The sequence below is a fragment of the Pseudokineococcus sp. 1T1Z-3 genome, assembly GCF_037482365.1.
GTDB lineage: Bacteria > Actinomycetota > Actinomycetes > Actinomycetales > Quadrisphaeraceae > Pseudokineococcus.
Map to the genome: position 1 here is coordinate 1 of NZ_JBBHZF010000009.1, position 20,963 is coordinate 20,963.

The following is a 20,963-nucleotide window of genomic DNA, read 5'->3' on the forward strand; positions in this document are numbered from 1 at the left end:
CCCAGTCACCGACCACCGGCACATCACCAGCACGCCCGTACCGGTAGCTCACCGTCTGTTGCGGACCCATCCGCAGGGACACCCACCCGTCCCGGTACCACCCCAGCTGAGCACCGCCACTGCCGTCCCAGTCCCCCACCAACGGCACACCCACCGGAACCGGAACCGGCGCAGGAGCCGGAGGCGCGGGAGCAGGAGCAGGAGGGGGCGCAGGAGCCGACGTCGACTTGACGTAGGCGGCCGCCTTGGCGCGGATCGTGCTCAGCTGGCCGTTCAGGTAGACGCCGGGGCAGGCGGTGTACCCGACATCGCCGTGACCGAAGACACGCGGCAGCGTGGCCTGCGTCCCCTTGCGGAAGCGGGAGGAGCCCCCGGCCGAGGTGAGCGTCGTCCGCCCGGTCACGTCAAGACCTTGACCGCCAAGCCTCCAGGCGACCACCTTAGAAATCGACTCCACCATCGCAGAGCTCGGCCTGGCCGCCTCGTAGTTGCCGAGGGCCGAGATGCCCATCGTGCTCGTGTTGAAGCCAGAGGCGTGGGCCCCCACAGGGTTCGAGGTGATACTGCCGCGGCGGCCCTCGTAGATGTTGCCGAATTTGTCGACGACGAAGTTGTAGCCGATGTCCGACCAGCCCTGGGTCTTCGTGTGGTAGCTGTAGATGGATCGCAGCTGGGCCATCGCGCCGGCGGCGCTCGTGTAGGCGTTGGACGACGCAGTGTGGTGAATGGTCATCGCCGTTACCGTACGATTTTGCGACGCCGTACGGGCCATCGACTCGTCGGCCCCCCACTGCGCACGAGAGATGATCGTGGGGCGAGTACTCGACGTCGAGGCCGACGCCATGACCGAGGCGGACGCGGACGCAGACGGGTCTGCGTCCAAAGCTTCCCTGCCGGCGAGCGCCGCGCCCTGACCGCCGTCGACGAGGGCGAGCTCCACGCCGCTGGGCGCCTGCCCGTCCGGGCTGTCGAGCCGCACCTGTACCGCGTCGGCGCCCAGCGTCAGGAGTGGCTCGGTGGCGACGATCTTGCGAGAGCGCTCGTACTCCTCACTGCCCGGGGTGGGCCCGCCGTCCTCGACGTCCAGGGCCTCCCACTCCGTCCACCCGCCGCTCTCGCGTACCCGCACCTGGACCTGGACGTCCTCGGTGCGCTCTCCGACGACCTCGGGCCAGGTCACCCCCACCAGGTCGAAGGTGTCGACCTTCGTCTCGGGCGAGAGCAGCTCCGGCTTGATGGCGGGGCCTCCCTCCTCCCTGAGAGCGGCGAGCGCCCCCCGGTCGACACCCTCGACGCCGACCTTCTGCTCGGTCGCCTCCACCGGCGCCGTCTCGACAGCCACAGGGCCAGAAGGTCCCGGTACGGCCGAGACTGGGTACGCCGAAGCGGGCGTCGCCAGCGACATCAGCGGGAGGGCAAGCAGGGCGCTGCTAGCGGCTGTCAGCCGGCGTGAGTGTGTGCGGCGCATAGGTGGTGCTCCTGTCGGCTCGTCGATCTCGTCCGTCCCGTCGTCTCTCGTCAGTGCCGATAGGTGCCTTGAGCGCACTCATCGGTGCAGAGGCAAGCGCTGCATCGACGCGCCATCCTCCCTCGTGAGGGCCCATACCGTGCCCTCCCGCCCCACACCTGGGAGATCTGCCGTCCTCGTGAGCCAGCGACCGGCCAGAGGGCTGTCACCCGGTCGGCCGAAGGGGATCGCGCCTGCGCCGGACCGGTGGAAGGTGTTCCCGCGCCGGGCGCCTGGCTCGTCCCGTCCGTCGCCGTCCCAGTCGCCGGGCACCATGGCGTCGCCACGCCGGCCGTAGGAGAGGACGGCGGTCGCGGCCCCGGACGTGGTGGACGGCCGTAGCAGCCAGTGGTTGCCCCGCACGACGCCGAGACCGTCCGCAGACCCGGCGGCCCAACGACCTGGGGCGGGTAGGTCGCCCGACGTCCCGTACCGCACGGTGCGCTCCAGTGCACCGGAGGAGCTTGCGTCCCCTAGGTACCACCAACCGTCGTCGAAGACACCGATGCTGTCGCGGCCGTCACCCTCCCAGTCGCCCGCCACCGGGACACCGCCCTTCGGGCCGAAGGCGACCGTTCTCAACCCGCCGTCGCGGGCGCGCAAGGTGAAGACCCCCGCGTGCCACCAGGCGACCTCGTCCAGGCCGTCGCCGTCCCAGTCCCCCGCGATCGCCACTCCCTCCGTCGTGGAGGGGACGCTGAAGGTGAAGCCGCTCGAGCGGACGGCTGGGTCGACCGTGGCGAGTCGGTCCCGAGCCTGCTGGCCCGTGAAGGACGCACGGACAACACGTCCGTCCCGCACACCTGTGACGGTCACACCACCCGTACGCGCTGCACGACCCCGCTCCGGCAAGGAGACCGCGTCCACTCGGCTGAAGCCGAAAGCCCTCGCCACCTGCTCCCAGCTGAGCCCCACGGTCCAGCTCCGGTAGGGGTTGCCCGATGCCTCGTCCCACCGGCTGTCGTCCACGGGCCGGAGATGAGGTACCTGCGTGCTGCCCCAGACATAGGTGTTGCTCTCCGACCACCCGCCGTGGGACGAGGCATAAAGAAGGTCTCGCGCCACCGACCCGCCTGGAGTCGTCATGACGGTGCCCGAGCCGCCGCTCGACGTAGTGGCGACGGCAGCCGCCAGCTTCCCCCCGTACCGCCGGTCCTCCTCCTCCTTGTCGGCACCCAACCAGACCTGGTCCGACGTCGTCGGACGGACGACGTAGGCACCTTCCGACCCACGCCACTTGCCCAGCAGGAAGCTCCTCGCCGCCACGACCTGGGCGGCCTGCGCCTCGACCGGCCAGGAGACGGGCATCTCACCCAGGCCCCGGAGGTACTTCTCGACCGCCCGTCCCCGACGGTCGTCTCGCATCACCTCGTGGACGGTCAGCCCCGTCGGGCCTCCCACGAGTCGCGTCACGTCGCCGCGGCTGCGCCTCACCAGCCCGGTGGTCCCTGATGCGGACCACGTGCTCGTCCGGGTGACCACACCGGGGTGGTCGACGGTGAGAGGGGCACCGGGCGCTGTCCGCAGAGCCGGGACCTCCGGCGCGCTCGCCTCCGTCCCGGAACGGACAGCCAATCCTGACCCCGCACGGACGACAGACCACGCCGTACCGGCCGGCTGGGTCACGGCAGCAGCCCCTGAGCGCCAGGTGACGGGTCCACCTTCCGCCCGCACCTGCGCGCGCAGACCACCGACGAGAAGTTCGACGGCGACCTGGCCAGCCAGTGGGACGTCACGGGGCGTCAGGCCGGGGTAGTAGGTCCGCAGGATGGTCCCGGCGGAGCATCCCAGCAGGGCAGCACCCCGCGCGCCGTACTGGCTGAGTCCCATGCCGTGCCCGTAGCCGTGCCCGTGGACGACGACATCGGCGTCCGCTGGCCCCGCGTCGTCACGAGGCGCAGCGCCAGCGGGCGCCGGGCACGACGCCGCCTCGGCCCCCGTGGCTCCTGCCAAAGGCAGCAGCGGCATCAGGAGGACGGCGATGAGGACGAGCGCGACGTGGCGCCGACGGACGGAGGCCGCATTGAGGTGGGCAGTGATCGAGCGCATGGCGCTCGTTCGGCAGCCCCGAGCGGTCGCTGGAGACGACCAACTTCCCTCGTCCCTGAACGGACCAGAAGTGCTATCGGACGAGCAGCTTCCCTGTCAGCCCCTTCGACGGCGCGCGACGAGCGCGGCGTCGAGGAGCACGCGGGCCCTGGCCTCGAAGGAGTGCTCACGCGCGACGCGGGCGGCAATTCCAAGACGAGTAGCCTCGTCGGGAAAGCCGTCAGCGCCCTGCCGGACGAGATCCACCAGCTCGTGCGGTCCGCTGTAGCTCCGTACGAGGCCACCGAAGATGTCGTCCACGCCCTCGACGGCGTCGCTCACGATCCTCGCACCGACCGCTGCGGCGTCGAAGAGGCGGTTGGAGGCGAAGCCCAACTGTCGCATGTCCTCCCAGTGGTCGTTCAGGAGAATTCCAGCAGCTCGGTACTTGGCCGGGAGGTCAGCGTTATCGACGCGTGTCCCCTTGAGGACCTCTTCACCCAGGATCCCCTCCCACCCACCGCCGTAGACGCTCATCGGCACGCCCGCCTCCACGAGGTGGCGCACGACCGGCCGGTAGACCCCCCGCGAGTTCCCGACGAAGAGCACCTTCTCCCCGGTGTCCGCCGGGGCCGCCGAAGGGGTAAAACGTGCGGGGTCAGTCGCCTGCAGCAGCGGTGTGACGACGCGGCCCGACCAAGCACTCGCCCAGCGTGCCCACGGGATGCTTGCCGCGAACGCCGCGTCGACACCCGCTAGATCTTGCTCGGTGACCCTCTGTGGATGACTGATGACCCACAGGAGATTGATCGCTCCAGGCTGCGGAGGAAGAGGCAGCTTGCCTCGGATGGAAAGCGTGACGTCGTCCAGAGGCGTGCTGGCGCGCCATAAGGACGCGCGACCGTCTAGGACGACATCCTGTCCGAGCTGCAGCAGCGCTGCCTGTAGGGCTTCCGCGAAATGAAGATCCCCCCAGTGCAGCCCTTCGACGCCAGGAGGGGTGGCCGTCCTGATCGCCCACCTCAGCTTCTCGGGGGCTTCATGGACGACACGGACATCGCCAGGGCGCCGGACGACGACTGGGACCGGCACTCGAAGATGCAGGGGGACGCCCTTGAGCCGTCGGGGCGCGTAGTGACTGACGTCGAAGCCGGCGGCGCGCCAGAGAGGACGGCCGTCGAGGGGCTCGTTCCCGGCCCAGCGCATGAGGAAGGCGGTCCGAGAGGACCGGACGAGCGCGGGCGAACGACTCAGGTGCCCGCGAGGAACTGACACCTGCGTGCCGGGCACCAGGAGCAGTGCACCGCGGTTGGAGAGTCTCAAGCTCAGGTCGACGTCCCACAGGTCGTCCGCGAAAAGTGGGTCCGCACCGCGGACCGAGACCACCGCTTCCGCGCGCACCATCAGTGCTGAACCGTCGAGCGCAGGCACCTCCACGACGTCACCGAGGCGGCGCGCGTCCTCCCGAGGGTGCTCCCACAAGAAGGGGCTCGGGAGCGTGCCGCGCTCAGGGAAAGTCCAGCCGGCGCTCGTGATGACGTCGGTCTCGTCGAGGACGAGCGGCTGCACAGCGACAGCGGCGTCTCGCTCGAGCCGAGCCCGGAGCTCACGCGCGTCCTGCGGCGAAACTACGGCACCTGGGGCGAGCAGGAAAAGGACATCACCCGACGTCCGCGCTAACCCGAGGTCGATACCCAACGCTGTCCTGACGTCGTCAGGGGCGTGCTCAATCAAGATGCGAGGGTCGCCCAGGGCGATTACATCCAAGATCCTGCCGACGGACGGTCGCGAGGACCACTCGACGATGACCGCCTCTCCGGCGCCTCCCTCACCGAGGACGCCTCGTGCCGACCGCACCGCTGGGGACCAGTCCTCTCGGGCAACCACGATGGCCGAGGTCAGACCTTCCGTCCGCCCCCTGCTGCCTTCACGGTCCCAGTCGACGAGGTGCTTCCCTCTGACCACGTCCTTCCACGAGTAGAGCTCCCGGACGGTCACCCGGTCGGCAGCCTCATCGTCGTCGTAGACCACACCGACGAAAGGGAGGTGGTGCAGGTGGGCGAGCTTTCCTACTCGCCACACCAAGTCGTAGTCGACCGTCCGACGCAGATTCTCGTCGAAACCACCGACCGCTTCGAACAACGCACGCTCAAGGATCAGGACGTTGAGGTCGACGTGATTACGGACAGCGAGGTGGTCAACTTGGGCGTCCAAGTCGCGGAAACGCGACCCAGCCGCCGTACGCAGCTCAGAGGTCGCGTAGCCCACACGGCCGCCGACCGTCTGCAACCCGGCAACCGCTGTCTGCAGGAAATCCTGCCTCCAGATGTTGTCGGAGTCGAGAAAAGCGAGGTAACGGCCGCTGGCATGGGCAGCCGCGGCATTACGGGCGATCGAGATACCCTCGTGCGCGCCGGGCAGGATGACAATACGCGAATCGCTGGCCGCCAGTTCCGCGAGGACGGCACCGGTTCCGTCGGTGGAGCCGTCGTCGAGGACGAGAAGCTCCCACGCCTCGAGTGTCTGCGCCTGCAGGGAAGCGATGGCCGCGACGACCGTTGTCGCCCGGTTGTAGACCGGCATGACGACACTGACCAGAGGTCCCCCGTCGACCTCTCTTCCGAGATCCTGACGCGCGGCCGCCGCGACGTAAGCCCGGTCAGCCTCCCAGTCGTGTCTGTCATTGATCCGCTGCGCGGTCCGCAGCTTGTCCCCCCTCCGCCGTTCGGCGACCGACGTCGACAGGTGAGAGCGCAGGTCGCCGTAGGTAAGCGGCCCTAACCCGGCAGCAGACCGCACCTGGACGAGCGACGGAGGGAGAGGCAGAAGCGTCTCGGAGGTCGCGTGCGCCACGAAATGACCAAGAGCACCTCCCTGCCAGCTAATCGCACCAGGGTTCTCTGAAAGCCAGACGGCCGGGTCGAAGAGAGGGTGCGGGGAGACCTCTTCGCGGCTTCCATACCGCAAGTAGGTGGCAAGAGGGTCTCTGTCGGCTTTTCGCCACACGGCCCCCACGTACCACTCCGGCTCGAAGAGAGGATGGGGGCTGAGACCCGCGAAGCGACCGCGTGCGACGTAGTGAGCGGCCGCCGCGAGAGGACTCGACATCGAACGGCCCAGCTGCTCCTCGTACCAGTCCTGGTCGAAGAGCCCGGACCGGAGCACGTCGATCGCGGACGTTCCACGGCCTGCTGCCTTGACGAGCGGTCGCGCCGCCTTGGAGTTGCGGACCGTCCGCTGAGCAATGGTTCTCAGGTCGACCACAGGTTCACCACCCTCTTGCTGCGAGGCAGAGCCTCACTTGATAGCCGGTGCAGATAGTCCCTGACCCCTGTCATCGCCTCCGGGTGCGCAGCCTCGAGAGTCGTCAGCATGTGCTCACGACCAACTCGCGCCGGGTCCTCGAGCAGGACGCTGAGGTCGAGGTAGGGCAGCGACGTGTCGATAGCGCGGTACCAGTGCTCAGTCATGGGGTCCAGCAGGCGGACGGGTGGCCGACGCAGACTCTCCATCGCCGCTCGCCGCTGCTGGCCCCGCTTCGTGACGGCCTGCCCCAGGGACCTCCGCATACTCAGCGCTCGAGCTCTCACTCGGTCACTCCTTCGAGGTCGGAAGAGAGGCTCCACGTCGAGCCCGGAGGCAGAGACGACCCGACTGAAATTTCGTTGGAGCAGATGTGCATCAGGTCGAGGCCCGAGAGCCTCGACACCTGTCCAGAAGGCGTGGACGGCAGGTGCTGCAAGGACCTCCGGGGAGAGGTCGAGCAGCTGCGACTGGAGGTAGGGGCCGGTCGAGCAGACGCCACGAGCTGTACCAGGCACGACGTCCCCGAGGACGTCACCCAGCGGACGGAACGGACCGGCGACAGCGCTGTCGACGAGCAGCAACCGGTCAAGGTTGCGCCAGTCACCGAGGCGAGACATCCCTTCTCGCCACGACACCCAGCAGCTTGACGACCCGGTCACGGGCACCACCTCGGCGATCGAGCCGAGCGCTGCGGCCGCCTCCGGCCGCAAGGGCGCCGACGAGGCGACGACGAGAGTGTCGACGACGTCGGCGAGGGCACGCGCGTGCCGGAGGACGAACGCCGGCACCAAGCCATGTTGATCGGCATGGGCGAGCAGGGCAGCTGTTGGCATGCAGTGGCACCACCTGTGTGAGGGGACGGCCGCAATGTACGGGGACCCACGCGTCACTCGGCCCACCTCCATCGGCGGGTTGCGAGGAGGTGGCAGACTCCCCGGGCCGTGGGCCGCCCTCGAGCGATGCCCAGTGACCGTGAGCCGATCTAGGAAGGGATGAGACGTGGCGCACGACGACCTGGCTGCCCGTCACGCCGTCGTACAGTCGGTCGCGTTGCCTGCTCTGAGCAGGTGCCACGGGGCCGCAGACGACGCGTCTAGGAGACTCCTTGATGGGTCCTCGCCGATGACCGTTGCCGCACGAGTCGTACGGCTGTGACCGACGCCGTCTCTTCGCCGTCCGAGATCGCCCGGCGGGCTGGGCTTCCTCGTCTCGGAGGACGTCCACCTTTCCTCCAGTATGTCGGGGCCCTGTCGGGCCGACGCGCGCTGCTGCTCGAGCTGGCCCGCTCGCGGTTCAGGGCGAGCAACGAGGTCAACCGCCTCGGCATGGCGTGGGTCGTCATCAGACCGTTGCTCAACGCTGGGGTCTACGGCCTCGTCTTCGGGCTGCTCCTCCCGGCCGGCACCCGCCCGGACAACTTCGTCCCCTTCCTCGTCGTCGGCATCTTCGTCTTCCAGTTCTTCGCCGGCTGCCTCAACGACGGGGCGAAGGCGATCACGGGGAATTTGGGCCTCGTGCGCACCTTGCACTTTCCGCGAGCACTGCTACCTCTGGCGACGACCTTGCAGCAGCTGCTCGGTCTCGGGCCGATGATGGTCGTCGCCGCGGTGATCTGCCTCGTCTTCGGGGAGCCGCTGGCGCTGCGGTGGCTGGGTCTCCCGCCGGCGCTCGCTCTCCTCGCCGCCTTCAGCACCGGCGTCGGTCTCGTCGCCGCACGCGCCACCTTGCACATCCGGGACGTCACACAGCTGCTTCCCTTCATCACACGCCTGCTCTTCTACACCAGTGGGATCTTCTACGCGGTAGACCGCGTAGGGCTGCCGCGGCCTGTCGAGGTCGTCGCGCTGCTCAACCCCGTCCACGTCTACATCTCTCTCGTGCGAGGGGCCCTCGTGGATGGCCAAGCGGTCGACGGAAGCACGTGGCTGCTCGGTCTCGGCTGGGCGCTCCTCTCCGTCATCGCAGGCTTCCTCTTCTTCTGGCGAGCCGAGGAGCGCTACGGCCGTGAGTGAGCCTCGGACCTCCTCGACACAGGAGAGCCTCGAACGTCCCACCGTCGTCGTGGACGACCTGGTCGTCGACTACCGCGTCCTCGCCGGCGGGAGACGCGCCGACAGGGCCTCGAAGGTGGCACGACGACCAGGCGCGCTTAAGAGGTCTCGGGTGGTGCACGCTCTTCGCGGCGTCAGCTTCACCGCGCACGAGGGCGAGAGCATCGGTGTCGTCGGCCACAACGGGTCGGGCAAGAGCACCCTGTTGCGGGCCATCGCCGGCCTGGCGACGCCGACGCGCGGGGCTGTCTACGCCAAGGGACAGCCGACGCTCCTCGGGGTCAACGCAGCTCTTATCAACGACCTCTCAGGAGAACGCAACGTCGTCCTCGGCGGGCTCGCCCTCGGCATGACACCGGCGCAGGTCTCGGAGAAGTACCAAGAGATCGTCGACTTCTCCGGGGTGGGTGAGGCGATCGACCTTCCCATGGCCACGTACTCCGCCGGCATGGGTGCACGTCTGCGCTTCGCGATCGCGGCCTCTGCCGAGCACCAGGTTCTCCTGGTCGACGAAGCCCTGGCGGTCGGGGACGCCGAATTCCGTCGGCGCAGCGAGGAGCGCATCCGCGAGCTGAGGGCCGCCGCCGGCACCGTTTTCCTCGTCAGCCACTCGATGGGCGCCATCAAGGAGACGTGTACGCGCGCCCTGTGGGTCGACCACGGCCTCCTCCGCATGGACGGGCCGGTGGAAGAGGTCCTCCCCGCCTACAAGGACTCCACCAGGTGAGCGTCGTGGACGGGACGCACGTCCTCGTCGTCACCGTCGTCCATGACCCGCAGGACGCGCGGATCCGCCACCGCCAACTGCTCTCGCTGCTGGAGGCCGGGCACGAGGTCACCTACGCCGCACCCTTCACGGCCTACGGCCGAACCCCGCCAGACGGCGTCATCCCAGTGGACCTCCCCCGTGCGACAGGTCGTCGGCGGGCCCGTGCGCTCCGAGCCGCCACGGCAGTGCTGCGTGAGCTCGGACCTCGGCACGACGTCGTCCTGCTGCACGACCCGGAGCTGCTGGTCGCCGTCCTCCTCGCCCGGTTGGCGGTCCGACGCCCGGGTACCCAGGACGCGCGCGGTCGACCCGTGATCGTCTGGGACGTCCACGAGGACACCGCCGCGGCTCTCTCGATGAAGACATGGCTGCCCGGGCCGACGCGGCGCCTCCTGCCGGCGGTCGTGAGGGCGGTGGAGCGGACGGCCGAGCGGCACCTGCGCCTGACGCTCGCGGAGGAGGGGTACGCCGGTCGGTTCCGACGCGACCACCCAGTGGTGCCCAACAGCGTCCTCGTCCCCGAGGGCGACGTGCCGCCGCCCGGGACCGACCGAGTCGTTTACCTCGGCCGGGTCACGGCTCCCCGCGGAGGCCTCGAGCTCGTGGAGCTGGGCCGGCTGCTCGCCGGCGAGGTCTTCGTGGAGGTCGTCGGGCCCGCCGACGCCGACGTCCGCGAGCAGCTGCAGGCAGCGCACGACGCGGGTCTGGTGCGTTGGCGCGGATTCGTGCCCAACGACGAGGCGCTCGCGGGCCTGCCGGGAGCGCTGGCAGGGCTCTCGCTGCTGCACGACGAGCCCAATTACGCCCACTCGCGCCCCACGAAGGTCATGGAGTACATGGCATACGGGCTCCCTGTCGTGACGACACCGAACCGCGCGGCCATCGAGCTGCTCGAGCGGGCGGGCGCGGGTGTCGTCGTCCCCTTCGAGGACCCAGCGGCGGCCGCAGCTGCCGTCCGGGCGCTGCGGGACGACCCTCCCCACCGCGAGGCGCTCGCCACCGCCGGCCGGGCCTACGCCCTCGCCGAGCTTGACTGGCGTCGCGACGGGCAGCGCTTCGCGGCCCACCTCGAGGCTTGGGCCTCGAGGTGACCATGGGTCGAGGCCCTCACTCCTCGTCACCGCGGCCGCCCACTGGCCCGGCCAGAGCGGCTGGGCTCGTGAGGAAGCCGGCGCCCCAGGCTCCGTGCATGAGGCCGTAGACGCCCGCGAGCGCGAGGCGCCCACGTAGCCCCAGACCCCCGCCGAGGACGGCGCCGCCCCCCAGCAGGAGCGCGGCGTACGCGCCCGGCAGCCCCAGCGCGGGCCGCCATCGCAGCCCGACGAGGGCTCCCGCGGTCGCGCCGAGCACCGCTGCGGGCGGCGCGAGGTAGCGCACGGAGAGGGTGCTCGGGTCGCGCCGCACAATGGCGCGGCGCCAGCGGCCGTAGTGGAAGTACTGACGGGCCAGCGCCGCCGGCGTCGAGCGGGGGCGGTAGGAGACCTGCAGGCGCGGGTCGAACCAGACGACGCCCCCCGTGCTGCGCAGCCGGTGGTTGAGCTCCCAGTCCTGCGCGCGAAGGTAGTGCTCGTCGTAACCGCCGACGCGCTCCAGGGCGCTGCGGCGGAACACACCGAGGTAGACGGAGTCGGCTGGCCCCGCGCGCCCGCCGGTGTGGAAGGGCGCGCTGCCGACGCCCAGCTTGGTCGTCATGGCGCGCGCGACCACGCGCTCGAAGGGCGTGCTGCCCTCGGCCGCCATGACTCCGCCCACGTTGTCGGCGCCCGTCGCGCGGAGCGCCTCCACAGCGGTCGCGACGTAGCCGGGCGGCAGCATCGAGTGCCCGTCGACGCGCACGAGCACGTCGTGGGAGGCGGCCGCGACGGCGGCGTTGAGCCCCGCGGGGGTCGCGCCGCGCGGGTCGGGGTTGTCGACGACCACGACACGTCCGCCGGAGGAGGCCGCGAGGGCGTCGGCCACCCCCCGGGTGCCGTCGGCGCTGCGCCCCACGGCGACGACGACCTCCAGCTCGCCGTCGTATTCCTGCGCCAGCGAGCGCTCGACGCTCTCGGCCAGGTGGTGCGCCTCGTCCAGGACCGTCATCACCACCGAGACCGGCGGCGCCGCAGCCGCTCCCGGCGCCGTCTGCGGACGCGCGGTCGTCGGCGTGGAGGAGGGATCCATAAGGGCGCTCACGGTAGCGTCCGCACCATGCGAGGGATCATCCTGGCCGGAGGCACCGGCACGCGCCTGTGGCCGATCACGCGAGCCATCAGCAAGCAGCTGATGCCCGTCTTCGACAAGCCGATGATCTACTACCCGCTCTCGACACTCATGATGGCGGGCATCCGCGAAGTCCTCGTCATCACCACCCCCGAGGACTCGGACTCCTTCCGCCGGCTGCTGGGCGACGGCTCCGACCTGGGCATGGAGATCTCCTACGCCGTCCAGCCGCGACCCGAGGGACTCGCCCAGGCCTTCATCATCGGCGCCGACTTCATCGGCGACCAGCCCGTCGCGCTCGTGCTCGGCGACAACATCTTCTACGGCACAGGACTCGGCACCGCGCTTCGACGACTCTCCACCATCTCCGGGGGCCACGTCTTCGCCTACCACGTCAGCAACCCCAAGGCCTATGGGGTCGTGGAGTTCGCCGACGACGGACGGGTGCTCTCCTTAGAGGAGAAGCCTCAGCAGCCCAAGAGCTCCTACGCCGTGCCGGGGTTGTACTTCTACGACAGCGACGTCGTCGACATCGCGGGCAGCGTCGAGCCAAGCGCCCGCGGAGAGCTGGAGATTACGGCCGTCAACGAGGCCTACCTGCGTCGCGGAGACCTCGCCGTCACGGTCCTGGAACGCGGCACCGCCTGGCTCGACACCGGGACGGTCGACGACATGATGGCCGCCTCGGAGTTCGTGCAAGTGGTCGAGGCTCGACAGGGCTACAAGATCGGCTGCATCGAGGAGATCGCCTGGCGCGAGGGCTGGGTCGACGATGACCAACTGCGCGCCCTGGCCGAGCCGCTGCGTAGGAGCGGCTACGGCGAGTATCTCCTCGGGCTACTCGTCGACCCGCGGTGACGGCCGCGTGGGTGGGCGCGCTGAGAACAACCCACCCACGCGGCATCCGTCAGCGCTCGATGCGCACGACCCCGAAGAAGGAATTCTCGCCACGGAAGGGCTCACCTGCGACGGGGACGTCGCTCGCCCTGCCGTACTGGAAGGAGCTGGAGGTGGAGAGCAGCTGGCCTGGCCGCCCCTGGGAGACGAAGAAGGCGCTCCCCCGACGCACGGCGACCGTGTCGTAGCCCTGCCCCGTGAAGTCACCGGCGACCGCGATGTCCAAGGGGCGGCCGTAAGAAGACGTGCGGACTTCACCTCCGCCGTCCACGTTGGCGGTCGCGTAGAAGATGGTGCTGCCCCGGCGCACGGCGATGGTGTCGACCCCGTCGCCGTCCCAGTCCCCGACCAAAGCCTGGTCCGTCGCCCGGCCGAAGACGAAGCTCCTTACGGCAGCGCCGCTGGCGTTGAAGCGAGCCGGCTGGTCGGAGATGAAGTACCGGTTGCCCCGGCGCACGGCGAAGGTGTCGGCAGCCTCTTCCTCGTCCGCGTCCACGACGCCGAAGTCGCCGCACAGCGGCACGTCACCGGCGCGTCCGAAGGTGACCTCGCCGTCCGCGCCGGGCGAGAACCACGCACCGTCGTTGAAGATGACCGGGACGGCGCCGTCGGCGTCGTCGACGATGTCGCACACCAGCGGGACGTCGCCCTCGAGTATGTTCCCGATGTCGAGAGCCTCGAGGCTCTCGCTGCGGTCGGCCGGGTTGGCCAGGTAGAGGTCGAGGTCGCCCGTCGCCGCCGAGGCGGCAGGTGCTGAGACGACAAGGCCCAGGACAACCGCTGCGGACGCGGCGAGGACCGACAGACTGCGCTTCATGCTTCTCCTTCGAGCTGTGAGCACCCCGCGGTGGGTAGCTGGCCGAAGCATGCCGTGGGAGCACGCCGCGGGGAAGCAGTTGTCGCCAGGAAGTCAGACGAAATCACGGACAGTCACCTCAAACGGTGCTCTAACCGCCGTAGCGCTCGGCGCGCTCGCTCGACCGCCGAGAGACAGACGTCGCCCCCGGAGGCGAAGGCCTCGAGGCCGCTCGCGAGGGCACCTTCTACTGCGTCCTCGACGACGCAGAGGACGTCGTCCGCCGCATAGCTTTTCCTTGCCTCTCGCACGGTCTCGGCGAGACCATACGGACCCACCAGCTCCACGACGTACCCCGCTCGACGCACCGGCGGGAGAAGGTCGGGGTTGTCCACCACAAGTACTGGGGTGAAGCTGTCGCGAGCCGACTGCACCTCCTTCACCACTGCAAGAGCCCGGTCGACGGCAGGGGTACCGGCGCCGAGGAGGACGACGAGCACGACGGGCACGTCGCGCGGCACGAAGCCGTGACCTCGACGCAGTCCCGGCGGCGGACCTCCCGCTACACGGGCGAGACGAGTCATGACCGGTCCGGCAGCCCGTCGAGCCGCACGGTCGAGCAGTGCGCGTCTCATGGCACCACGGACGTGGCGAGCAGGTCTCCGACCTCAGCCCCGTCAGCGACGGCCTCTACGGCTGCCATGGCGTCGGCGGCGCCGTTGCCTGGCCATAACGCCTGGCACCTCTCGCTGACCATCGCCGCTCTCCGTGGGGACGCCAGCAGTGCTGCAGCGCGAGCGACAGACGCAGTCTCCCGGGGACGCAGGTCCAGTCCGACACCCTCGCGCTCGGCCCAGCGCGCTCGCTGTGGCTGGTCGTCAAGCTGCGCCTCGACGCCGACGAAGGCACCCGGTCTCGAGAGCGCGACTGTCTCGTGGAAGGTGTTGTACCCGGCGGCCGTGACGACGAGGTCGAAGGCCTCGAGATAGCGGCTCAGCGGGTACACGCTAAGCGCGCGGATCCCCTCCCCCAGCTCGGCGCTCGAGCGGGCGATGCTCGGTCGCACGAGGTGCAGCTGCGCTTCGGGCACGCCCACGCGGAGACCGTTGACCAGCGAGCCGAGATCGCTGTCGACGTCCTGCCACGCCCCCGCGCCCATCGTGAGCAGGGCAGCTGGCGCCTCCGGGTCCATGCCGAGCGCTGACCGCGCCTCGGCGCGTCCGAGGACGTCTTGTCTGTCCATCAGCGTGACCGGTCGCACCTTCAGCGCGTCGTCCCTGCTCGCCGTCAGACCGCGGTCGAGGTCGGCTGCCAGCTCGCCCGGCTCGATGACGAGGTCAAAAGCCCCGGAGAGCCCGAGCTGTCGAGCTCCCATCCCCGGCTTCCACATGGGCCGTCGCGACCACACGGTTCGCAGCCTCGGGTGACGCCGCTTGACCTCGGCCACCGCCCGGTAGGGGTAGGTGCCGTCGAAGACGAGCACGTCGGGGGCGTTGTGGGCGATCTCGCGGTCCAGGCGTCTCTGCAGGATCGGGTTCCAGCGCCGGGCGGAGATGCCGAGATCGTCTGCGGACGGCACATACTCGTAGGGGACGACGCCTTCAGCCGCCAGCGCCACGGCCGAAGACATGGAGATCAGGCGTAGTCGCGTGCCGCTACCCGCCCGTCGCGCCATCGCGACAAGTCGGGTGAGGTGACCCATGCCTGAGCCGTTGGAGCTGACCAGGAGGACCCGCCTCCGGGCGACTCCGCCGCTCTCTGCTGGCTCGATCGACGTTGCATCTGGTCGCACCCGTGGACCTTAGATGTACCGGGCACGAACTGACCCACGTTGGTTGACCTGCCACCCCGGCGGGCCGGCCGGGCGGCTAGGCGGAGCGCGTCAGTCTGCTTCGCAGAAGACGCAGCCGTCGGAGGAGGCCGGCGGCCACTCGTACGGGAAGCCGGCCTCGCATCTTCTCGTACGCGCGCCGCCAGCGGCGCGCCTCCTCGCGTGCTGCGCGTAGCTCTCGGTCTCTCGCTCTCAGCTGCCGGCCAAGTTCTCTTGCGCGACGCTCGACCTCCTCCAACGCGGAGACCTGCGACATAGCCTCGTCGCGTGCCTTCACGAGCGAGGCGTCGTGACGACGTTCGCGTGCTCGAGCCTCGGCCACGAGCCTGGTCAAGAACGCCGTCGAAGATCCCTCAGCCCCTTCGACGGCGTGCCAGGACTCATCGCCCTGGCGTCGGGGACGCACCACCCAGACCGCCTCGTCCTCCACGAGCCGCATCAGCTGACAACCCAGGCGACCGAGCACGCCTTGCGGGGTGAGGCGGGTGACGTCGAGGCCTGCCGCGACCAGCCGGTCGTCGAAGTCCTTGCCGTAGTGGCGGACGTGGTCGGACTGGCCGAAGCGACGAACCCGCTCCTCTACCGAGGCGCTCGGATCCTCGTCGGTGGCTTGATCGCCGCGCCAAGGCACCTGGATGAGCGCCAGGCCTCCGGGCTTCAGAACTCGCGCGATCTCCTTCATCGCAGTCCTATCCTCGGGGACGTGCTCTAACACGTGGTAGCAGAGAAGCAGGTCCACGCAGTCGTCCGGCAGCGGCAGAGCTGTGAGGCTGGCGCGGATGTCGACCCGCCGGCCGTCGGCCGCCGGGTCGAAGTCGAGACTGGCGTAGCCCCGAGGGCAGAGCCGAGCCATGCGCCGGGCCATCTGCCGACTGGGAGCGACGTCCAGGACGAGGGAGGCGCCCGTCAACCACGGCGCCAGGCCGTCGAGGAGGACCGCGAGAAATCTGTGCCGCTCGTGGGCGCCACAGGCCGGGCAGGTGGCGTCCGGCCGCCCGCTGGGTCCAGGAGCGAAGTGCTCGATGTCCCCATGGCAACTGGGGCACCAGCGGAGGCTGGGTCGCAAGGACGTCGCCGACATGGCCAGTACTTCCTCCTGGGTTGTCCCCCGTCGCACGCTTTCGAGCGGGAGCACGACAAGGTAGTCAGCCCGACCGCCGTCGGCGAGGACATGCCCTCGTCATGCTCGTGCCGTCACGGCTGATGTCCGCCGAGAACGAGGTCAGCAGCCGCTGCCCACCGGTCACGCCACTCACCAATGGGCTCGACCCCGGCGGCGGCCAGCGCATCGTGCCCCAGCACGCTCCAGGCCGGGCGCTCGGCCGGGGTCGGGAAGTCCGCCGAGGTGGTGGCCAGCACCCGCGCCGGGTCGGCCCCGAGCGAGCGCGCCACCTCCTGCGCGAGGTCGCGCCACGTCGCCCGCCCCCCCGAGGTGGCGTGGTAGGTGCCGCTTTGGACCTCCGCGTCGACCAGGCGCACGAGGAGCCCCGCGACGTCGCGCGTCCACGTCGGCTGCCCGTGCTGGTCCTCGACGACGGAGATCGTCTCCCGCTGGCCGAGCAGCCGAGCGATGGTCCGCGGGAAGCACGGCCCGTCGCCGTACAGCCAGGCGGTCCGCAGCAGCACATGGTCCGGGCAGGTCGCCGCCACCGCCCACTCGCCCGCCAGCTTGGTACGCCCGTAAGCCGACCGCGGCCCGGTGACGGCGCCCTCGGCGTACGGCGCGTCCGCCCGACCGTCGAAGACGTAGTCCGTCGACACGTGCACGAGGCGGGCGCCGACATCGCTCGCGGCACGCCCGAGGTGGGCCGCGGCCTGGGCGTTGACGGCGAAGGCCTCGGCCTCGTGCTCCTCGGCGGCATCGACGGCGGTCCACGCCGCCGCGTTGACGAAGACGTCCGCACCCTCCAGGGCGGTCCTGCAGGCGCCCGCGTCGCTGACGTCGAGCTGGGCGCGCGTGAGGCCTCTGACCACTCGTCCCTGCGCTCGCAGGAGGTCCACGACCTCGCGCCCCAGCATGCCGCCGGCTCCGACCACGACCCAAGTCCGCTTCTGCACCGGGCGATGCTCGCACCACCGGAGGCGCGAGGAGGTGCGAGGAGCCAGGGCTGGACGAGTGACAAGCGGGCCGGATTGAGCCGAGGACAGGTGCCGTGGCTCGATCCGGCCGATGGGTCGAGCAGAAGCCTCAGCGACGACCTCAGGGAGAACCGATGCGCAACCCTCATCTCCGACGCCATGCCGTCGCGGCCATCACCGTGGGTGTGCTCCTGCTCGGCGGCGGCGGCGCCGCCGTCGGCGCGACGCCGACGTCCGCCACAGCCACGGGCAACGGCTCGGCGTCGGTGCTTGCGACGAAGCAGGCCGAGCAGATCCGGGCGACCGACGCGCCGACGCGCGTGCACGTCAGGGCGGCGCAGCAGCGCGTCGTCATCACCGTGGTCACCGACCAGCGCATGGACGGCACCGGCGTCGCACTGACCGACCGCCAGGGCCGCGTCATCGCGAACGGCTCCTCGACGACGCTCCACTGGGGTCGGCCGACTGTGCAGAAGGTGGGGGTGAATCTGCGTGCGCGCAGCCTGACGCACTGGGGCCAGCAGACATGGAAGGTGGACGCCTGGCGCACCAGCGACGGCTCCTGCACCCTCCTCGACCGTCAGGTCACGGTAGACATCCGCGCTCACTCCTCGCTGCGGCTGTCGGCGAGTCGCCGTGGAGACGCCGTGCAGGTCAGCGGTACCGCGCAGGCGTTCCACAGCACCGCCGGCCGTTTCGTCCCCTGGACCGGCCGACCGGCAAGCCTCCAGCGCCTCGTGAACGGCCGATGGACGCAGGTCGCCGCGCTCAGGACCGACAGCAAGGGGAAAGTCTCGCACCACCTCAACCTCCCCAAGGGCGCCCAGCTCCGACTGGTGACCTCGGACACCGCCTCGATCTGGGGTGGGACGACGCGCCCCGTCACGACCTGACGTCAGCGCGTACGCGGCGTCCCTAGGGTGGCCGCCATGCCGGTCGAGCCTCTGGACATCGAGGGCGCCTTCGTCGTGCGCCCGACCCAGCACCGTGACGCGCGTGGCGTCTTCATGGAGTGGTTCACCGAGAGCGCCTTCGCGGAGCAGACGGGTCACCCGCTGGGCCTGGCCCAGGCCAACTGCAGCGTCTCGGCCGCAGGTGTGGTCCGGGGCATCCACTTCGCCGACGTGCCGCCCGGGCAGGCCAAGTACGTCTTCTGCGCGTCTGGTGCCGTCCTGGACGTCATCGTCGACATCCGGGTCGGGTCCCCGACCTTCGGTCGCTGGAGCTCGGTACTCCTCGACGACGTCGACCGGTGCGCCGTCTACCTGTCCGAGGGGCTCGGCCACGCCTTCATGTCGCTCGCCGAGGGCAGCACGGTCGTCTACCTCTGCTCGGAGGGCTACTCCCCCGGTCGTGAGCACGGCATCGACCCCCGCGACGCCGACCTGGCGATCACGTGGCCGACGACCGGTCGGGACGGCGAGCCGCTCGAGCCGCTGCTGTCCGAGAAGGACACGGCCGCCCCGACGCTGGCGCAGGCGCGTGAGCAGGGTCTGCTGCCCACGATGAAGCAGGTGACCGAGCACGTCGCGTCGCTGCGAGCACCCTGAACAACGGCGCAGCGCTCTCGCAGCCCCGGACGCCGCCGAGACCTTGGCGAGGCGTGTCTGGAGGTCACACCTGGTCCCGCAGCGTTGGCCGAGCCGGCCGATGGACGACGACGCGCCGGCGCCGGCCGCCAGCAGCCCTCGGGCAGCCGCCTTATCCTCTCCCGCATGCCCAGCCAGCCCGACGCCCGCTGCAGCGCCGCCGCGCCGCGTGAGGAGCCGCGCTGGGGACCCTCGACGACCTACCGGGCCAAGAAGCGGCTCCGGCGCTCGCCGACGGACGGGCGCCCGGCGACGGCCGCGGACCGTCGGCCCCCGAGCCCGGTGGGGGCACGCAGCGGCCAGACCCGGGAGGACGGGCTCAGCGGCGTGAGGGAGCGCAGGCAGCAGGAGGCAGGGCACGGACGTCCGGGCCCGCTGCAGCGCACTGCCGCTGCCGCACCTCCGCCCCCGGGTCACGGCGGCGCCGGCACGACCGACGGGCACCGGCGCCCGGGGCGCAGCCGGGCCCGTCGCCGCCGGGGCGGCGTCCTCCTCGTCGCCCTGCTCGTCGTGACCGCCCTGGTCGTCTACCCCGTCACCCTGGGGCTGTCGGCGCTCGGCAATCTCGACCGTGTCGAGGCGCTCGGGGACTCGGCCGTCGCGGACACCCCCGGCACCAACATCCTGCTCGTCGGCTCGGACAGCCGTGAGGGCACGACCATCGGCGGCGACGCCCCGGGAGCCCGCACCGACTCGATCCTGCTGCTGCACGTCCCCAGCGGCGGGGGTCCCGACGTCCTGGTCAGCCTGCCGCGCGACTCCTACGTGGAGGTCCCGGGTTACTACGACACCAAGATCAACGCCGCGTACTCCCTCGGCGGTGCCTCCCTGCTGGTCGACACCGTCGAGACGAACACGGGGTTGCACGTCGACGACTACGTCGAGACCGGCTTCACAGGCTTCGCCGGGCTGGTCGACGCCGTCGGCGGCGTCGAGATGTGCCCCGAGACGTCGATCGAGGACCCGAGAGCCCGCCTCGACATCGAGGCGGGGTGCCAGATGATGGACGGCGACACCGCGCTGGGCTACGCCCGCACGCGGTACGAGGACCCGACCGGCGATATCGGTCGGGGCGGGCGCCAGCGCGAGCTGATGGCAGCCATCGCGGAGGAGGGCACCTCACCGGCCCTGCTGCTCAATCCCTTCCGCGCCTTCCCGACCGCCTCGGCGGGTGGCCAGGCCCTCACCGTGGACGAGTCCACGGGCCTGTGGGACCTCCTGACCTTCGCGCGGGGCATGCGCGGCGCGACCGGACCGGACGGTGTCTCCATGACCGTGCCGGTCGCTAGCACCGACCGCATGACCAACTCGGGGCAGGTGGTCGACTGGGACGAGGAGCAGGCAGACGCCTTGTGGTCGGCCCTCGCCGAGAGCGACACCGATGCCGTCCGGGCCATTGCAGAGGCTCAGGCGGCGGACTGAGGCCGCGGGTGGCCACAGACCGACCAAGGAGCACCAGCATGACCCCACACCGCAACGACGACGCCGTGATGCGCCGCCTGCTCACCGAGCCGGGCCGCTGGGCCGTCGTGGGCCTGTCGAACGACGAGAGCCGCCCGGCCTTCGGCGTCGCCCGCTTCCTGCAGGAGGAGCTCGGTGTCGTCGTCGTGCCGGTGCACCCGCGGGCCGAGGACGTCCACGGCGAGCACGGCGTCCCCGACCTCGACGCGGCGGCAGAGCACGGCACGCTCGACGTCGTCGACTGCTTCGTCGGCAGCGCCCGGGTCGGCGCCGTGGTCGACGACGCGATCCGGCTGGGGGCGCGGGCGGTGTGGCTGCAGGTGGGCGTCGTCGACGAGGACGCCGCCGCACGCGCCGCGACGGCCGGGCTCGACGTCGTCATGGACACGTGCCCGGCGATCGAGGCGCCGCGGCTCGGGCTCCTCTGAGTCCCAGGTCGCGACAGGA

Annotated in this window: 18 protein-coding genes; 8 read left to right on the forward strand and 10 right to left on the reverse strand. The window is 70.5% G+C overall.

Going from position 1 to position 20,963, the window contains the following annotated elements; genetic code table 11:
• The 4 genes from WDV86_RS03045 to WDV86_RS03060 all read right to left on the reverse strand — a co-directional run.
• Positions 1-1,342 (reverse strand): peptidoglycan recognition protein family protein (locus WDV86_RS03045; RefSeq protein ID WP_339566119.1); only part of this gene is annotated, 1,342 nt, incomplete at its 3' end.
• 204 nt (positions 1,343-1,546) lie between these two features.
• Positions 1,547-2,872, reverse strand: a complete 1,326-nt coding sequence (locus tag WDV86_RS03050) for a SpoIID/LytB domain-containing protein (RefSeq protein WP_339566174.1) — start codon at positions 2,870-2,872, stop codon at positions 1,547-1,549.
• 780 nt (positions 2,873-3,652) lie between these two features.
• On the reverse strand, positions 3,653-6,799 hold the full coding sequence (locus WDV86_RS03055; RefSeq protein ID WP_339566120.1) for a glycosyltransferase: 3,147 nt from the start codon (positions 6,797-6,799) through the stop codon (positions 3,653-3,655).
• The gene (locus WDV86_RS03060; RefSeq protein ID WP_339566121.1) at positions 6,787-7,629 is read right to left on the reverse strand and encodes a hypothetical protein; all 843 of its coding nucleotides are present in this window, start codon (positions 7,627-7,629) and stop codon (positions 6,787-6,789) included. The genes WDV86_RS03055 and WDV86_RS03060 overlap by 13 nt, the downstream gene beginning before the upstream one ends.
• Positions 7,630-7,992: 363 nt before the next feature.
• On the opposite strand from WDV86_RS03060, the gene WDV86_RS03065 reads away from it, so the two are divergent.
• The 3 genes from WDV86_RS03065 to WDV86_RS03075 are packed head-to-tail and all read left to right on the forward strand — an operon-like array spanning position 7,993 to position 10,752.
• Positions 7,993-8,853: an ABC transporter permease gene (locus tag WDV86_RS03065; protein ID WP_339566122.1), complete on the forward strand. Its 861-nt coding sequence runs from the start codon at positions 7,993-7,995 to the stop codon at positions 8,851-8,853.
• Complete coding sequence (locus WDV86_RS03070; protein ID WP_339566123.1) at positions 8,846-9,619, forward strand: ABC transporter ATP-binding protein; 774 nt, start codon at positions 8,846-8,848, stop codon at positions 9,617-9,619. Before WDV86_RS03065 ends, WDV86_RS03070 begins: the two co-directional genes overlap by 8 nt.
• Positions 9,616-10,752 carry a glycosyltransferase family 4 protein gene (locus WDV86_RS03075; RefSeq protein WP_339566124.1) on the forward strand — a complete coding sequence of 379 codons (1,137 nt, stop codon included), beginning with the start codon at positions 9,616-9,618 and terminating at the stop codon, positions 10,750-10,752. The genes WDV86_RS03070 and WDV86_RS03075 overlap by 4 nt, the downstream gene beginning before the upstream one ends.
• 16 nt (positions 10,753-10,768) lie before the next feature.
• On the opposite strand, the gene WDV86_RS03080 is transcribed toward WDV86_RS03075, so the two are convergent.
• Entirely contained in the window at positions 10,769-11,836 is a 1,068-nt protein-coding gene (locus WDV86_RS03080) for a glycosyltransferase family 2 protein (RefSeq protein WP_339566125.1), read from the reverse strand.
• Between the two features lie 15 nt (positions 11,837-11,851).
• Here WDV86_RS03080 and rfbA point away from each other — a divergent pair, with 15 nt between their 5' ends.
• Positions 11,852-12,721: a glucose-1-phosphate thymidylyltransferase RfbA gene (gene rfbA / locus WDV86_RS03085; RefSeq protein ID WP_339566126.1), complete on the forward strand. Its 870-nt coding sequence runs from the start codon at positions 11,852-11,854 to the stop codon at positions 12,719-12,721.
• Between the two features lie 49 nt (positions 12,722-12,770).
• On the opposite strand, the gene WDV86_RS03090 is transcribed toward rfbA, so the two are convergent.
• The 5 genes from WDV86_RS03090 to rfbD all read right to left on the reverse strand — a co-directional run bounded on the left by WDV86_RS03090 (position 12,771) and on the right by rfbD (position 17,406).
• Positions 12,771-13,577, reverse strand: coding sequence for a hypothetical protein (locus WDV86_RS03090; protein ID WP_339566127.1), 807 nt, complete (start codon positions 13,575-13,577; stop codon positions 12,771-12,773).
• A 113-nt stretch (positions 13,578-13,690) separates the two neighbouring features.
• Positions 13,691-14,056, reverse strand: a complete 366-nt coding sequence (locus WDV86_RS03095) for a hypothetical protein (protein ID WP_339566128.1) — start codon at positions 14,054-14,056, stop codon at positions 13,691-13,693.
• A gap of 131 nt (positions 14,057-14,187) precedes the next feature.
• Positions 14,188-15,186, reverse strand: a complete 999-nt coding sequence (locus WDV86_RS03100) for a hypothetical protein (protein ID WP_339566129.1) — start codon at positions 15,184-15,186, stop codon at positions 14,188-14,190.
• A gap of 238 nt (positions 15,187-15,424) precedes the next feature.
• Entirely contained in the window at positions 15,425-16,468 is a 1,044-nt protein-coding gene (locus WDV86_RS03105; protein ID WP_339566175.1) for a class I SAM-dependent methyltransferase, read from the reverse strand.
• Positions 16,469-16,581: 113 nt separating this feature from the next.
• On the reverse strand, positions 16,582-17,406 hold the full coding sequence (gene rfbD, locus WDV86_RS03110) for a dTDP-4-dehydrorhamnose reductase (RefSeq protein WP_445262920.1): 825 nt from the start codon (positions 17,404-17,406) through the stop codon (positions 16,582-16,584).
• Positions 17,407-17,651: 245 nt separating this feature from the next.
• On the opposite strand from rfbD, the gene WDV86_RS03115 reads away from it, so the two are divergent.
• From WDV86_RS03115 to WDV86_RS03130, 4 genes are all read left to right on the forward strand, one after another.
• Complete coding sequence (locus tag WDV86_RS03115) at positions 17,652-18,359, forward strand: hypothetical protein (RefSeq protein WP_339566131.1); 708 nt, start codon at positions 17,652-17,654, stop codon at positions 18,357-18,359.
• A gap of 36 nt (positions 18,360-18,395) precedes the next feature.
• Complete coding sequence (locus WDV86_RS03120) at positions 18,396-19,016, forward strand: dTDP-4-dehydrorhamnose 3,5-epimerase family protein (RefSeq protein ID WP_339566132.1); 621 nt, start codon at positions 18,396-18,398, stop codon at positions 19,014-19,016.
• A gap of 165 nt (positions 19,017-19,181) precedes the next feature.
• A complete protein-coding gene (locus WDV86_RS03125; protein ID WP_339566133.1) occupies positions 19,182-20,477 on the forward strand; it encodes an LCP family protein in 1,296 nt (431 codons plus the stop codon).
• Between the two features lie 38 nt (positions 20,478-20,515).
• Positions 20,516-20,944, forward strand: coding sequence for a CoA-binding protein (locus tag WDV86_RS03130; RefSeq protein WP_339566134.1), 429 nt, complete (start codon positions 20,516-20,518; stop codon positions 20,942-20,944).
• The last annotated feature ends 19 nt before the right edge of the window (positions 20,945-20,963 follow it).

Bases quoted from the DNA above. Each gene is read 5' to 3' on its own strand.
- rfbA (WP_339566126.1), top strand. From the start codon at position 11,852: ATGCGAGGGATCATCCTGGCCGGAGGCACCGGCACGCGCCTGTGGCCG.
- WDV86_RS03100 (WP_339566129.1), bottom strand. From the start codon at position 15,186: ATGTCTTCGGCCGTGGCGCTGGCGGCTGAAGGCGTCGTCCCCTACGAG.
- WDV86_RS03050 (WP_339566174.1), bottom strand. From the start codon at position 2,872: ATGCGAGACGACCGTCGGGGACGGGCGGTCGAGAAGTACCTCCGGGGC.
- WDV86_RS03090 (WP_339566127.1), bottom strand. From the start codon at position 13,577: ATGAAGCGCAGTCTGTCGGTCCTCGCCGCGTCCGCAGCGGTTGTCCTG.
- WDV86_RS03120 (WP_339566132.1), top strand. From the start codon at position 18,396: ATGCCGGTCGAGCCTCTGGACATCGAGGGCGCCTTCGTCGTGCGCCCG.
- WDV86_RS03125 (WP_339566133.1), top strand. From the start codon at position 19,182: ATGCCCAGCCAGCCCGACGCCCGCTGCAGCGCCGCCGCGCCGCGTGAG.
- rfbD (WP_445262920.1), bottom strand. From the start codon at position 17,406: ATGCTGGGGCGCGAGGTCGTGGACCTCCTGCGAGCGCAGGGACGAGTG.
- WDV86_RS03105 (WP_339566175.1), bottom strand. From the start codon at position 16,468: ATGTCGGCGACGTCCTTGCGACCCAGCCTCCGCTGGTGCCCCAGTTGC.
- WDV86_RS03130 (WP_339566134.1), top strand. From the start codon at position 20,516: ATGACCCCACACCGCAACGACGACGCCGTGATGCGCCGCCTGCTCACC.